The following is a 13,828-nucleotide window of genomic DNA, read 5'->3' on the forward strand; positions in this document are numbered from 1 at the left end:
TCCGGTTAACTCTGTCAGAGCCCAAAGATCTTATTGCAAATATCTTGAGCAACTTTGCAACCGGCGCGCCGATTGCTGGGAGTTGTGGATAGAGCAATTTGATAGTGCGGATCTCCGCAAAAGCAAATCGTAAACTACCCGGCTCCGACCGCCCCCCTTCCCCCCCAACCCCCCGTATACGGGGGGCAGGGGGGCGGGGGGATTGAGGGGGGTACAGTGCGGGGCTCCTGCGGCTTCTAGCTGAGGCCTGCTGCCTTCCACCCGCTTTTGGCCAGGGGGAACCCTCAAGGGATCCCGGCCACTCCTGTTTGGCGGGCAGCTTGGATCACGGCGGCAGCCACCTGAGGAACTACCCGCCCATCGAAGACCGAGGGAATGATCCACTGGGGATCCAAATCTTCCGGTGGGATCAAATTGGCAATGGCCTGGGCGGCAGCCAGGCACATCTCAGTGTTGATCTGCTTGGCGCGGCAATCGAGAGCGCCGCGGAACACCCCTGGGAAGGCCAGCACATTGTTGATCTGGTTGGGGTAGTCGCTGCGCCCGGTGGCCATCACGGCGACTCGATCTGCCACCAGCTCGGGCTGGATCTCTGGCACCGGGTTGGCCAAGGCAAAGACAATGGGATCCGGCGCCATTTTCTCCACCATCTCTGGTGTCAAAGCATTGGCCACGCTCACCCCGATGAACACATCTGCTCCCACCAAAGCCTCTGCCAGGGATCCGCTCTCCTCAACGGCAACGGCAGCTTTCTCGGGGGTGAGGTCGGCGCGGGAGCGGCTGAGGATCCCTTGGCGGTCGCAGACCAGGATATGTCTGGCCCCGGCCCGTCGCAGCAGTTGAGTTACCGCAATACCGGCTGCTCCTGCCCCGTTGAGGACAATGCGCACCTCCTCTAGGCTTTTTTTAACCACCTTCAAGGCATTCAACAACGCTGCCAGCACCACAATGGCGGTGCCATGCTGATCGTCGTGGAACACCGGCAGGTTGAGACGGGCCTTGAGCTGCAACTCGATGGCAAAGCAGCGGGGGGCGCTGATGTCCTCCAGGTTGAAGCCGCCAAACCCCGGCGCCAGGCGCACCACCGTCTCCACAATTTCCCCCACCTCCTGGGTGGCCAGGCAGAGCGGGAAAGCATCGATATCAGCAAAGCGTTTGAACAGGGCTGCTTTTCCCTCCATCACTGGCAGAGCCGCCTCCGGGCCGATATTCCCCAGGCCCAGCACGGCGCTGCCATCGGTTACGATGCCAACGCAATTGCCCTTGATGGTGTATTCATACACAGCGCTGGGATCGGCGGCAATTTCCAGCGCCACCCGACCCACGCCCGGGGTATAGGCCATGGCCAGATCGGCGGCGCTCTCCAGGCGGCTTTTGGCCACCACCTGTAGCTTTCCCCCCCGGTGCAGCTCAAAGGTGCGATCCACCACCCGCTCCACTTTTACGTTGGGCAAAGAGGCAACAGCGGCGCGAATTTGCTCGGCATGCTCGCTGCTAACGGCATCCACGCAGATTTCCCGCACCGTTTCGGCTGCCGATTGGTGGATGAGGTCGATCTGGCTGAGGCTGCCTCCCACCTCGGCAATAGCTTGGGTAACACGGGCCAGCGCTCCTGGCTGGTTGGGCAGGCGCAGACGTAGAGCAATGCTGTAGCTGGAGCTGGGGGTGAGTTTTGTCATAGCTTTCTATAGTAGAAGAAAAATTGCCTTCAGCAGAGCAAGCTCCTCAACACTGAGCCCTCCGGTTCGGCACCCAACCTTCTCCCTCCGGAAGCAGGGTTAGGGGTGAGAATAACCCTAGGATCGAGAAATCCCGAAGACAGGCGATCCTCCTTCTTGCATATGACAGCTTCTGCTGCGGCAACTTCCGATTCCGACCTCAATACTTTTGCCGATTGGCTGGAAGGTTACTACAGCAACCGCGCCCAAGCCATGGCAGAACCGGTGTGGTTTGTACCGGTGAGCCTTTGGTACGTGCGCCTTCCCCACCTGTTTTCAGAAGGAATCGGCTTTTTTACCGAGCAATTTAACGAGCACACGCCGGGCCGGTTTTACCGCAGCCGGGTGCTGCAGGTATTGGCGGATCCCTTGCGGATCGAGAACTATAAGTTGCGGGATCAAGCGGCTTGGGCAGGTGCCTCTCAGGATCTGCAGCGCTTGGCGCAGCTTTCTCTGTCTGACTTGCAGCATTTGCCCGGTTGTCGCATCCTCGTAGAAAAGCGCGCAGACTGCTACCACGGCCAGATGCTGCCGGGCGGTGGCTGCCGCCTCAACCCCGGCGACAGCACCTACATCCACATCGAGTTTGACCTCACAGCCCAGGAATTCATCACCTGGGATCGCGGCTTCGACGCCACCACCGGCCAACAAACTTGGGGATCCCGCGCCGGCCCTTACCGCTACCAGAAAAGGATCCCTGTGGTATTTCCCCCTCGCCCCTAAGGGTTCGGAAAACTGTTGGGCTAGCTAGGAGGGCTATGGGAACAAAAAAGGAAACAGGTCGCGGAAACCCCTGCGCAGCTTGAGCAAAAAGATCAGCCGCTCCACCTCTGGAGAAACAGATCCGGTTTCGGGCCGGGCTGCCAGGGCTGCCTGGAGTTGCAGAGCTTCGCCAGCGGTGAGGGGCTGATTATCGACCGGAGAGCGAGCCTGCAAATCTGGCTGCGCCCGCAGCACCTCCTCAGGGATTTCAGAAGCCGGGGGCAAAGCCAAGGCCTGATTCGGCGGATACAGCAGGAACACCAGCAGACTGGCCCATCCACTGCTCCTTTTGACCCAATGCTTTCGGTTCACCGGATGCAAATCTCTCGGTCCACTCCGCCTTATCCTAGCTACCCCAGGGATCCTCAGCCCCTCTCCCAGCACCCTAGAACCAGTACCGTATAAGCCGGGGAACATCACACCTGCCGGAATCCAGGCCCGTCAAACGGTCAAACCACAGCGAGCCAGTCCTCAGCTCCCTAATCTTACTCGGGATCTTGCCCAGGCCGTCTTTTTGCAGCGAGCCAAAATCCCCCTTAGCCGGCCATTGCTTCCGAGCGCTCTTGGATCACTCGGTCTACAATGCCGTAGGCTTGGGCTTCCGTAGCCGAGAGGTAGAAATCCCGCTCCACATCCCGCTCGATTTTCTCCAGCGGCTGGCCAGTCATTTGCGCCAAGAGCTCATTCATACGCCGCTTGACCCGCAAAGTTTCGCGGGCGCGAATTTCGATATCGCTGGCCTGACCTTGGATCATCCCCAGGGAAGGCTGGTGCAGCATGATGCGGGAGTGGGGCAGGGCAAAGCGTTTTCCCTTGGTGCCGGCAGCCAGCAAGAAGGCCCCCATCGAGGCTGCTTGGCCCACGCAAACGGTAACAATGTCGGGCTTGACGTGGTTCATGGTGTCGTAAATGGCCATGCCCGCCGTTACAGAGCCACCAGGAGAGTTGATGTACATCACAATATCCTTTTGCGGATCCTGGGAGTTGAGGTAGAGCATCACCCCCACGATGGTATTGGCCAGGTTGTCGTCGATGGGCTCGCCGATAAACAAGATCCGCTCTTGGTACAGGCGGTCGTCGAGGCTGATCCACTGGCTGTAGGGCTCACCGGGCAGACGGTAGGGAACGCGAGGCACTCCAATCGGCATAAGTTTCTCCTGGCAAAGTACAGAACACTACACAGAACGATGCGCTTGCAAGAGGTCTTGCGCGCTTAAATCTAGCTGGGGCAAAACCGAGGAAACAATGCGTTCAGGGCCGGTTTTAACCTCGTCTTCGTATTCCCCGCCAACCCAGCGCGACACCGACTGCTTGGCGGGATCCACAATCCAGTATTCCAGGATCCCACGGGCAGCATAGTCTTTGCGCTTGTCTTGATAATCACGTTTTTCATTGTCTATTCCAGGAGAAACCACTTCCACCACCAGCAGCGGCGGGGGCATGGGCAGCCGAAGGGTTCCGCGACCGTTCCCCAGCAAGCTCACATGGTCAGGATGTAAAACCATCACATCTGGGTTGCGAAACCGAGCCTTGGCTGCGGGCACTTCGACCTCAACTTGGCCCAAGCTCAGGCGTTGGACGGGCAAAAACTTGAGCAATTCCGCAATCAGAAACAGCTCAATGAGGGTGTTAATGCGCTCCTCAGTTGGCACTTCCCGAATATACCCGTCTTCAAGTTCAAGCCGTCCTTCATAAGGCCAGCTTTTGAGGCGTAGGTACTCCTCCGCCGTTAAAGGCTGTACAGGGACCTGAACCATCGACGGATCCCTCTGCTTCAGCTTTTGGCTGTTGCCAACTTCGGCAGGGCTTTGGAGCTGGTCAACACCTGATCGATAAGACCGTAGGCTTTGGCCTCTTCCGGAGTCATGAAAAACAGCCGCTCCGTATCCTTCTTGATGCGCTCTATGGGCTGGCCCGTGCTGCGAGATAATTCCTCCAGCATCATGTTGCGCAAGGTCAAGATCTCGCGGGTGCGAATTTCAATATCGCTGGCCTGTCCACGGGTGCCCCCATACGGCTGATGCAGCACGATCGTGGCATTGGGCAAACTGGCCCGGAACCCCTTGGCGCCCGCCGCCAACAGCATGGCCGCCATGCCAATGGCATTGCCAATGCAGATGGTATGCACCGGCGGCTTGATGTAGTTCATCGTATCCAGAATGGCAAAAGCTGCCGTGTCGTAGCTGTAGGTGCCCGTCGAGTTGATGTACATCTTGATCGGCTTTTCCCGATCCTCGTACTGCAAATACAGCAATTGTTCCACAATCAGCTTGGTGACGTTGGCATTCGCCTCCTCGGCCAGGGGCAGACCCAGATAGACAATGCGCTCTTGCAGCAGCAGCGAAGCCAAATCGGGAGGCGGAGTCCGAACCGGAGCGCCGCCATAGTAGTAGGTCGATTGCACCATGCCAAAGTTCTCCTACGGCCAATCCCTTGACTCTAGAGACAACTTCCTAGAACGACAGCACAGATGAAGGACAAGAGCAAGGGATCCGAGAACAGCAGCGGATCCCTTGTCTTCCTAAGAACCAGAACCTGAAGGGGAGGCGGCAGCTTTACTCCGCTCCCTGGGGCAAGAGCACCCGCTCCGGCTCCGTGACCAGCACCTTGGGCTTACGCTCCTCGTCCACATCGATGAGGACTTCTGATCCCTCTTTGACGTGGCCAGTCAAGATCTCTTCTGCCAGGATGTCTTCCAACAGGCGCTGAATAGCACGGCGCAGCGGACGTGCCCCATAGCTGGGGTTGTAGCCCTCCTCCACCAGCAGATCCTTGAAGCGATCGCTGACCGTGAGGTAAATCTTCTTCTCCTTCATGCGGTCGAACACTTCCTTGAGCAGGATGTCGGCGATCTGCTTCACTTCCTCCTTGGTCAGTTGCCGGAAGACGATGATCTCGTCCACCCGGTTGAGGAACTCGGGGCGGAAGTACTGCTTCAGCTCCTCGTGCACCAAGTTGCGGATGCGGTTGTAGTTCGCATCTTCGTCGTTGGTGTTGAACTCGAAGCCGAGGCTGCCACCACCCTTCTCGATGACCTTCGAGCCAATGTTCGAGGTCATCACGATCAGGGTGTTTTTGAAGTCCACCGTGCGGCCCTTGGCGTCGGTCAGGCGGCCGTCCTCCAGGATCTGCAGCAGCAGGTTGAACACGTCCGGGTGGGCCTTCTCGATCTCATCGAAGAGCACCACCGTGTAGGGACGGCGCCGCACCGCTTCCGTAAGCTGCCCCCCCTCGTTGTAGCCGACATATCCGGGCGGGGATCCGATCAGCTTGCTGACCGTGTGCCGCTCCATGTACTCCGACATGTCGAGGCGGATCATAGCCGACTCGGAGCCGAAGAAGTAGGCCGCCAGGGCTTTGGTCAGCTCGGTTTTGCCTACCCCTGTTGGGCCGGAGAAGATGAAGCTGGCGATGGGACGGTTGGGGTTTTTCAGCCCCACGCGAGCCCGACGAATGGCCCGCGAGATGGCCCGCACCGCCTCATCTTGGCCGATGATGCGCTGGTGCAGGGTTTCCTCCATGTGCAGCAGCTTCTCCGACTCGCTCTCGGTCAGCTTGGCCACTGGCACGCCCGTCCAGGCGCTCACCACTTGGGCGATGTCCTCTTCGGTGACCTCTGGCATCTCTTGGCGGCTGCTTTCCTCGGCTTTTTTGGCCGCCGCAATGGCGCGGATCTGCTGCTTGATCTCCATCTCCCGATCCCGCAGCTCGCCGGCCCTGTCGAAGTCTTGGGCCCGCACCGCGGCATCCTTCTCCTTAAGCACCCGCCGCAGCTCCTGATCCAGCTCCCGCGCCGCCGGCGGCAGTTGCGAGTTGATCAGGCGCACCCGCGAAGCCGCCTCGTCGATGAGGTCGATGGCCTTGTCCGGCAGGAAGCGGTCAGAGATGTATTGGTCGGCCAGCTTGGCCGCTGCCTCCAAGGCCGCGTCGGAGATCTTCAGCTTGTGGTGCTGCTCGTAGCGCTCCCGCAGGCCAAACAGGATCTCGATCGTCTCTGAAACGCTCGGCTCGCCCACCATGATGGGCTGGAAGCGACGCTCCAGGGCGGCATCCCGCTCGATGTGCTTGCGGTACTCATCCAGCGTGGTGGCGCCGATGCACTGCAGCTCGCCGCGGGCCAAAGCCGGCTTGAGGATGTTGGCGGCATCGATGGCCCCTTCGGCAGCCCCGGCTCCAATGAGGGTGTGCACCTCGTCGATGACCAGGATGATGTTGCCGGCGTTGCGGATCTCATCCATGATCTTCTTGAGGCGCTCCTCAAACTCGCCGCGGTACTTGGTGCCAGCCACCAACAGGCCGATATCCAGGCTGACCACCCGCTTGTCGGCCAAGATGTCGGGCACGTCCCCCTGCACGATGCGCTGGGCCAGACCTTCGGCGATGGCGGTCTTGCCCACGCCCGGCTCGCCGATAAGAACGGGGTTGTTCTTGGTGCGGCGGCCCAAGATCTGGATCACGCGCTCGATCTCCCGCGTCCGACCCACCACGGGATCCAGCTTGCCCTCTTGGGCCAATTGGGTGAGGTTGGAGCCGAATTCGTCCAGGGTTGGCGTCTTGGTGCGGCTGGAAGACCCACCCCCCGCCGTCACTTCGGCGGTCTCGCCCAACATGCGGATCACCTGGGTGCGCACCTTGGACAGATCCACCCCCAGGTTTTCCAGGACGCGAGCAGCTACCCCTTCCCCTTCGCGGATCAGGCCCAGGAGCAGGTGCTCAGTGCCGATGTAGTTGTGGCCGAGCTGGCGAGCTTCTTCTAAGGAGAGCTCCAGCACTCGCTTGGCGCGGGGAGTGAAAGGGATCTCGACGGCCACAAAGCCGGATCCCCGGCCAATAATTTTCTCGACTTCAATGCGGGCGTCCTTCAAGTTCACTCCCATGGACTTGAGAACTTTGGCGGCGACCCCAGTGCCCTCGCCGATTAACCCCAACAAGATTTGCTCGGTGCCAACGAAATTGTGACCCAACCGTCTGGCCTCCTCCTGGGCCAGCATGATCACCTTGATGGCTTTTTCCGTAAAGCGTTCAAACATGATCCTCGGGCTCCCTACGCCTGCATCAAGGCGGACTTGATAGGCCTAATCCTAACACAGGATTCAGGCCAACTAAGGGACGGTAAATACCCCAGACGAAAAATCATCTGGGATCGTGACGCGCCTGGAGAGATTTGAACTCCCGACACCGTGGTCCGTAGCCACGTGCTCTAGTCCACTGAGCTACAGGCGCAAGCTATCTACCTGCAAGAAAAGCGAAACAGCCACGGTTGAAGACCCGTCTCTCCTATCCAGAGATGGAAGCTTATCAATGTGGCTTAGGTATTCTAGCACAAGAGCGTTTTTTGGGAAGTCCAACGGGGGTGTAGATATCCGCCAACGTTCAACAATGCCCTGGCCAGGATCGCGGAACTTCTCCCCCCACCTCGAGGCCGGCTTGGGAGCTGCTGGCCGCAAGCACCTGCGTCCAGACCTGGCCGTTGCGCTGCCACAGCCGCACCTGCAGATGGCCGGCCAGGGTGTCGCGGCAGTTGCGCCGCATCCCTTCCGGGCCAGGGGTGAAGACGGTTTGCCCAGGCCGCTGGGTGTGACCTTCCAGTTGGATGCACCAACGGGCGTCTTCGCCGCGCACCTGCCAGGATCCCCAGGGATCCACCTGCCAGGTTAGCCGAGCTTGGCCGGGCCGCCACTCCAAAAAAGGCTGGGATCCCCCGCCGTGCAGGCTGATCAGGGCGACTTCTTCGGGGCGGGTGAGCACCTGCCGCTCGGCTCCGGCGCAGGTGAGGCTGAGGCCGGAATGGTTGGGAAAGGCGTTGCACTGGATCCAAAACCAGCGGCGAGGGAAGCTTTGTCCCCAGTTTTTTTCGGCGTAGGCGGGGGCCTGCTCGAATTCGAAGCGCCTGCCCCGCCACTCCACCCAGCCGCTGGCCAGGCCGTGGCTCATCAGGATCTGCCAGCCCGGCTCGAAGATGGGCAGATAAGACCAGGCTCCCATGGTGGCCCGCGGCGGGATCCCGTAGGCAGAGCAGAGTTGAATGCGATAGAGCCAGCGGATGGCCTCGCCTCTGACAGGATCTGGCAGGATCCCCTGGTTGAGGCGGGCGGTGTATTGGTAGCCGCTGGCGGTGTGTTGGAAGAAGGTGAGGGGCTCCTGCAGCCCTCGCCAGCTCTCGCCTGGCCCGCCAGCGTGCCCCAAGGCCAGGTGCCGCCAACTGGCCCAGAAGCGCTGTGGATTGGGGAAGGTGCGCCAATGCAGCTCCTCCTCTGGCCCCAACACCTGCGCCATGCCTCCCCGCCTGGGGTCGATGGCGTACATGAAGGCAAAGCTGAGGGGCGGATCCCCAGGTAAAGTGACCCGGCTGTACCAGCCCTCGAAAAACGGCTCGGCACAGCCATCCCAGTGATAGCCGCCATGGGGCAGGGATCCCCAGTCCGTTGAGCCGTTTTGCTTAAAGCACTCTGCCACCGGAGAGCAACTCCCTCGAGAATCGCCAGAAGATAGAAAAAAGTCTATAGCTACCAAAAGAGCAATTGTTTCTATGTCTGTCTGCTTTTAGGATATCAACCAAGCTGAGATTTTAAGTCCAACTTTTTGGGACTTTTCGGCCTTAAGTTTGTGCCCTATGCGATGCTGAATACGCCCGCAGATGGAGGCACTTCGGCTGAGGGGGTAGGGTACGCCTGCGCTAGGTTAGTCGTCCGACGGTTCTATCTTGGGATCCAAGCTCTTGGCGGTAAGGCGCAAGGCTTCCGCCTGATCCATCACTCGAGGCGCTTGCACTGCCGTCTCAACCCCTTGCCGATAGCTCTCCCACAAGGGCATTTCCGGGTAGGTTTGCTGCAATTTTTTGATCTCATCTAGCAGAGCGCCCAGCCAGCCAGACGTACCCCAGGTGAGCAAAAACTGCAAGGGATTCCAGAGGTTGAGTTGCCGCCCCAATTCGTTGAGGCTTTCGTTGCGAATGGGCGGGTCGAAGATGTCGGCCACCGTCATCAACTGGCGCGCCAAGAGCGGCCTGAGGGTTGTCTCAGCAGCCTCCACAACGGCGGGAAGAGCGGCTTGGATGCGCTTGGGACTGGGAATGTGCCGGGCCTGGGGCAAAGCTTGCAGCAGCAACTCCAGGCGTCGCCCCGCCTCTGCCGACTCCAAAGCCGATTCTAGGGTTGTGCCCACGCTGAGAAACACTTCTCCCGTCAACAGCCGCACGGCGTCGATAACCAAGTGGTACAGGGGCGGGATCGCCAGCTTGATCCACTCGCTCTGGAAAAACTCCCGCAGCCGCCGCGCCAGATAGTCCCCCACTTGGGTGGTTTGGATCCCCACTTGGGTGAGGGAGAGGTACCAGTCGGGGGGGGATCCCTTGGGATCAAGCCACTGGCGCAGAGTTTGCCATTCCTCTTCTGTGAGGGCAGTTCGCCCCTGTTTTAAGACGCTGCGCCGCAGCTTGCCCTCGGCATTCAAGAGCTTGCGCAGCTCCGGTGTGCCCAGCAAAGAGAGGGCGCCTGCGGATCCCACGCTGCCGATCTCGACAGCAATAAGGGCGGCCAAGAGGGCGGCTGAGGCTTCCACTTGGATCTCGCCGCTTTTGTCCATCACCAAAGGTAGGCGGCTGTTGCCATAGGCCCGCAGGCTCATCGCCTCCAAGGTAGAGCGCTGCTCAGAGGTCAAGGCCCCCGCCCAGGCAGGGATGCCGTTGGTGGCTGCTTCGGGGTGTGGTGGCTCCTGCAGGCTGTGATACAGCAGGCTGGCCACCCAGGCTCGGTCGGCGGCCCGTTCCAGAGAGCCGATGACCACCTCCCATTGGCAGGGGTTGAGCAGAGGCAAAAGCGCTTGCAGCTCTCGCGGGAGGGGCTCTGGAGAGGTTGTGGCTCTGGCTTTGTCTAGAGTTGCCTGCAGCCGATCTCGCGCCTCGCGGCACAAGCCGCCCCACTCCAGTTGCCAACGAGCTAGGGTCTGCTGCACTGTTTCTTCGGAGCGTCGGGGCAGCTCCTGCCAGCCCGCCTCCAGTTGCCGCCACAGCTCCTCCCAGTTCAGATCCCCGGCCCTAGAAGGTGGAGAGTTCGCCGGCGTGGCGGGCCTGTTGGGATCAAGATTGGGGGAGAAGAGGTTAGGCATGGGCAAACTGGGCTGCAGGGGAATTACCGGCATTATAGCTAGGGGTAAAAGGCAAGCTGCGGTAAGCCCAAGGTTTCCGGCCACCCCATCATTAGGTTGAGGCATTGCACCGCCTGCCCGGCCTGTCCCTTCATGAGGTTGTCGATTACCGACAGGACAATGACTCGGTTGGTGCGGGTATCCACTTCCACCCCAATCATGCAGGTGTTGGTGCCGGCAACCCACTTGGTTTGCGGGTAAACGCCGCGGGGCAGCACCTTGACCCAGGGGGATTGGCGATAGAAGGCGTTGTAAATGGTGATGAGATCTTCGCCCACAAGGCCGGGATCCCGCAGGTTGGCGTACAAGGTGACGTGGATACCCCGCACCATCGGCACGAGGTGGGGCGTAAATTGTACAGTGATGGGAGTGTGGGTGAGGTCACTGCAGGCCTGCTCGATCTCGGGTGTGTGCCGGTGTTGGGCCACGCCATAGGCCCCCAGAGAGCCATCTACCTCGGCAAATAGGGATCCCAGCTTGGGGGTGCGGCCCGCGCCAGAGACGCCGGACTTGGCATCGAAAATAAGGCTGTCCAGCTCCACCAACCCCTGCCGCAGCAGGGGGGCAACCGCCAACAGGGAGGCGGTGGGGTAGCAGCCGGGGCAGGCTACCAGTTGCGCTTGGGCGATGGCCTCCCGGTAGAGTTCTGGCAGCCCGTAGACCGCTTGCTCGTTGGCCTGGCGATAGGCAGGGCTGGGCCAGTTGGGATCCGTCTGCCCCAGGCGATACCAGGATTGGTAGGTGGCCAGGTTGCGAAAGCGATAGTCTGCCGAGAGATCTAGAACTTTGCACCCTTTGGCCAGCAAAGGCGGCGCCAAGTCTGCTGCCAGGCCATTGGGCAGAGAGAGAAAGACAACGTCGCTGCTGGCGGCAATGGCCTCCACATCTACCGGCTGGATGGTCAAATCCACCGCCTGGGCCAAGTGAGGATAGAGATCCCCGTAGCGTTTGCCGGCGCTGTCTTGACCGGCCAGGTAGGTGATCTGCGCGCCGGGGTGTTCGCTGAGCAGCCGCGCTAACTGCACCCCTCCATACCCGGAGGCCCCGACAATGGCGACACGGACGGGATCGGTGGGAGGAAGAGAACGAGGCGCCGTAGTGGCCATGGGGGCTGCCTGTGCAGAATTGCAAAACTGACGGTTTGCCTTACTATTTATCGCATTTGCCGCTGCCTTGGTTGAACTCACCTGCTCTGTTGGGCTCAGTGTTGCCTGAGCCGGGAGTTATACTGGGCTCACGCGAGCCGCCCAAGCCTCGGCAGCCGCCTTGGCTGTTGAGGTCGTGCCCAGGGATGTTCCCTACCTCGTCGGGAAGGGTTGTATGTACTACGAACAATTGATCAACATGATCCTGCGAGCCCGCGGCCAAAGCAGCCGCCACGGCCTGGATCAGGAAACTTTAACCCTCTACTCCGAAGGCCCCTACACCCTCTACAAGCTCACCTCCCATTTCGACCGCCGCTCCATTTTTGTTTTGGCCCAAAACCAGCAGGAGGTGTTTGTCTCCGGAGATGCGTTTCACAGCAAGCTGATCCCGGGAGAATGGCAGGAGTGGCTGCACCAGAAGGCTTTGGCTGTTGCCGACAAGACACCCCAGGCCAGCTAGCCGGCGAGGGCCAAAACGCCGGGCTGAATCTGCCGGGGCACCACTGAGAGCCGATCCAACTCCGCACAATAGGCCAGGTCCCTGTCGCTTTCAGGGCTAATGGCCAGTAGCCGCTGCCCATGGCTGGAGCGCCGCAACAGGCCCAGGAGATTGTCTTGCCAAGTTTGGTAGAGGGCCAGGGCGGCTACTGCCTCGTCGTTGCCCAACTGCTCCTCCGAACAGCCCAGGCGATGCAGAATGGCTCCGGCACAGGCGGTGTCTTCCAAAGCAAAAGCCCCCTCCCAGCCAGCTCCCACCAGCCACACCTCGGCAAAAGCTCCTTGCCTGAGAAACTCCACCACTGCTCCCAAGTTCACCAGGGCTGCTGTGATCAACACTGGGATCCTTTCTAAGCGCTGCAGGGTGCGGGTGCCGTTGGTGGTACTCATGAAGATGCGCTGGTCCCGCACGCGCTCTGGGGTGTACTCGCGGGGGGAGTTGCCTAGGTCAAATCCCGTCACCGTTTTGCCGCCTCGCTCCCCGGCCAAGAGCCGTTTGGAGGCCGGCCAGCTCCGGCTGGCCGCTTGCAAGGACTGCAAGTCGGCAAACACCTCAACGGCCTCTGCCCCTGCCGCCAGAGCTGCGGCGATGGTGGTGGTGGCCCGCAGCACGTCGATGGCCACTGCGCAGGCTGGGATCCCTGCCGGAGGGACTTGCTCAGGGGTGTGGAAGTGGAAAAGTTGCATGAGAGAGGGAGCAAAAAAGGTTCAACTAGAGCCCCACGAGAGCTTATTAGAACTCACGCCGGGCAAACACCAGCACCGTCAAAATGAGCAGCAAAACGGTGTAGATCAGACCGTAAAGCGCGTCGCCAAGGAGCTGGGTGGGCGGAGGAATTTGGCCGTAAACGGCAGCATCTCTTAGATTAAAGCGCTCCAGATCCGGCAAGACCAAGTAAATGACCTCGAACACCTTGCCAAAACCTGCGTCTTCCACCAGCTTGCTTAACTGCAGCAGGGCGCGGCTGGCGTGGCCCATAATGAACAGGGCAATGGTGTAGAGGGTGGCCAAAATTGGAGAGGTAAAAACCCCAAACAGCAGCGCTGCCGCCACAATCAGCACCAGTTCCAAAAAGGTGAAAACTACTGCCCAGAGAATGGCCCAGGGGGAAATGGGGGCCTGCACCAACAGCAGGCTGAGCAAAAAGACGGCCGTCATTATGACCAGCAGCACCGACAGCAAAGCCGACAGGCCCAGATGCTTGCCGACAATAAACTCCGCCCGGCTCATGGGCTTGGCAATCAGCACATAGACCGTGCGCCTCTCGATCTCTTTATTCACCAGCCCGGTGCCGACGAAAATAGCCACCACCAGCGCCAGGAAGTGGATAGCGGCCAGACCCAGATCGGCAATGATCTTGTTGTGGGCCTGGTTGGCTACCTGGGGGATCAAAACGATGGCTCCCAACATGGCCACCGCAAACACCATCACCAGATAGAGAACGCGATCCCGAATCGTTTCCCGGAAAACATTCTGGGCAATGGCCACGACGCGCGCCGCATCCATAAGCTGACCTCAAGCAAGCGACATCCAGCTATACACTTGTAGAAGTCCAGCTT

The 13,828-nt window shown here is 60.1% G+C and carries 13 protein-coding genes and 1 tRNA gene; 2 read left to right on the top strand and 12 right to left on the bottom strand.

Annotated elements, in window-relative coordinates:
* Positions 1-284: 284 nt before the first annotated feature.
* Positions 285-1,679 (bottom strand): malic enzyme-like NAD(P)-binding protein, encoded by a 1,395-nt coding sequence (locus SYN63AY4M2_RS04130; RefSeq protein WP_011429558.1) that lies wholly within the window; start codon positions 1,677-1,679, stop codon positions 285-287.
* 162 nt (positions 1,680-1,841) lie between these two features.
* Here SYN63AY4M2_RS04130 and SYN63AY4M2_RS04135 point away from each other — a divergent pair, with 162 nt between their 5' ends.
* Positions 1,842-2,441 (top strand): chromophore lyase CpcT/CpeT, encoded by a 600-nt coding sequence (locus SYN63AY4M2_RS04135; RefSeq protein ID WP_071813501.1) that lies wholly within the window; start codon positions 1,842-1,844, stop codon positions 2,439-2,441.
* A gap of 33 nt (positions 2,442-2,474) precedes the next feature.
* Here SYN63AY4M2_RS04135 and SYN63AY4M2_RS04140 read toward each other — a convergent pair whose 3' ends face one another.
* The 9 genes from SYN63AY4M2_RS04140 to argC form a co-directional block, all read right to left on the bottom strand.
* On the bottom strand, positions 2,475-2,741 hold the full coding sequence (locus SYN63AY4M2_RS04140; RefSeq protein ID WP_041438869.1) for a hypothetical protein: 267 nt from the start codon (positions 2,739-2,741) through the stop codon (positions 2,475-2,477).
* A 275-nt stretch (positions 2,742-3,016) separates the two neighbouring features.
* A complete protein-coding gene (locus SYN63AY4M2_RS04145) occupies positions 3,017-3,628 on the bottom strand; it encodes an ATP-dependent Clp protease proteolytic subunit (RefSeq protein ID WP_011429555.1) in 612 nt (203 codons plus the stop codon).
* 27 nt (positions 3,629-3,655) lie between these two features.
* Positions 3,656-4,237, bottom strand: a complete 582-nt coding sequence (locus tag SYN63AY4M2_RS04150) for a Uma2 family endonuclease (RefSeq protein WP_011429554.1) — start codon at positions 4,235-4,237, stop codon at positions 3,656-3,658.
* 17 nt (positions 4,238-4,254) lie between these two features.
* Complete coding sequence (locus SYN63AY4M2_RS04155) at positions 4,255-4,887, bottom strand: ATP-dependent Clp protease proteolytic subunit (RefSeq protein ID WP_011429553.1); 633 nt, start codon at positions 4,885-4,887, stop codon at positions 4,255-4,257.
* Between the two features lie 148 nt (positions 4,888-5,035).
* Positions 5,036-7,510: an ATP-dependent Clp protease ATP-binding subunit gene (locus SYN63AY4M2_RS04160; RefSeq protein ID WP_011429552.1), complete on the bottom strand. Its 2,475-nt coding sequence runs from the start codon at positions 7,508-7,510 to the stop codon at positions 5,036-5,038.
* 119 nt (positions 7,511-7,629) lie between these two features.
* A tRNA-Arg gene (locus SYN63AY4M2_RS04165) sits at positions 7,630-7,703 on the bottom strand.
* A gap of 150 nt (positions 7,704-7,853) precedes the next feature.
* Positions 7,854-8,936, bottom strand: coding sequence for a tocopherol cyclase family protein (locus SYN63AY4M2_RS04170; RefSeq protein WP_011429551.1), 1,083 nt, complete (start codon positions 8,934-8,936; stop codon positions 7,854-7,856).
* Between the two features lie 225 nt (positions 8,937-9,161).
* Complete coding sequence (locus SYN63AY4M2_RS04175; RefSeq protein ID WP_240530494.1) at positions 9,162-10,619, bottom strand: hypothetical protein; 1,458 nt, start codon at positions 10,617-10,619, stop codon at positions 9,162-9,164.
* Between the two features lie 5 nt (positions 10,620-10,624).
* Entirely contained in the window at positions 10,625-11,731 is a 1,107-nt protein-coding gene (gene argC, locus SYN63AY4M2_RS04180) for an N-acetyl-gamma-glutamyl-phosphate reductase (protein WP_099887228.1), read from the bottom strand.
* A gap of 214 nt (positions 11,732-11,945) precedes the next feature.
* Here argC and SYN63AY4M2_RS04185 point away from each other — a divergent pair, with 214 nt between their 5' ends.
* Complete coding sequence (locus SYN63AY4M2_RS04185; RefSeq protein ID WP_099835629.1) at positions 11,946-12,230, top strand: hypothetical protein; 285 nt, start codon at positions 11,946-11,948, stop codon at positions 12,228-12,230.
* Here SYN63AY4M2_RS04185 and SYN63AY4M2_RS04190 read toward each other — a convergent pair.
* The gene (locus SYN63AY4M2_RS04190; protein ID WP_099812389.1) at positions 12,227-12,955 is read right to left on the bottom strand and encodes a 2-phosphosulfolactate phosphatase family protein; all 729 of its coding nucleotides are present in this window, start codon (positions 12,953-12,955) and stop codon (positions 12,227-12,229) included. The genes SYN63AY4M2_RS04185 and SYN63AY4M2_RS04190 overlap by 4 nt on opposite strands.
* A 46-nt stretch (positions 12,956-13,001) precedes the next feature.
* On the bottom strand, positions 13,002-13,775 hold the full coding sequence (locus SYN63AY4M2_RS04195) for an ABC transporter permease (protein ID WP_011429546.1): 774 nt from the start codon (positions 13,773-13,775) through the stop codon (positions 13,002-13,004).
* Positions 13,776-13,828: the final 53 nt, after the last annotated feature.

Source organism: Synechococcus sp. 63AY4M2 (assembly GCF_002760475.1).
Lineage (GTDB): Bacteria > Cyanobacteriota > Cyanobacteriia > Thermostichales > Thermostichaceae > Thermostichus.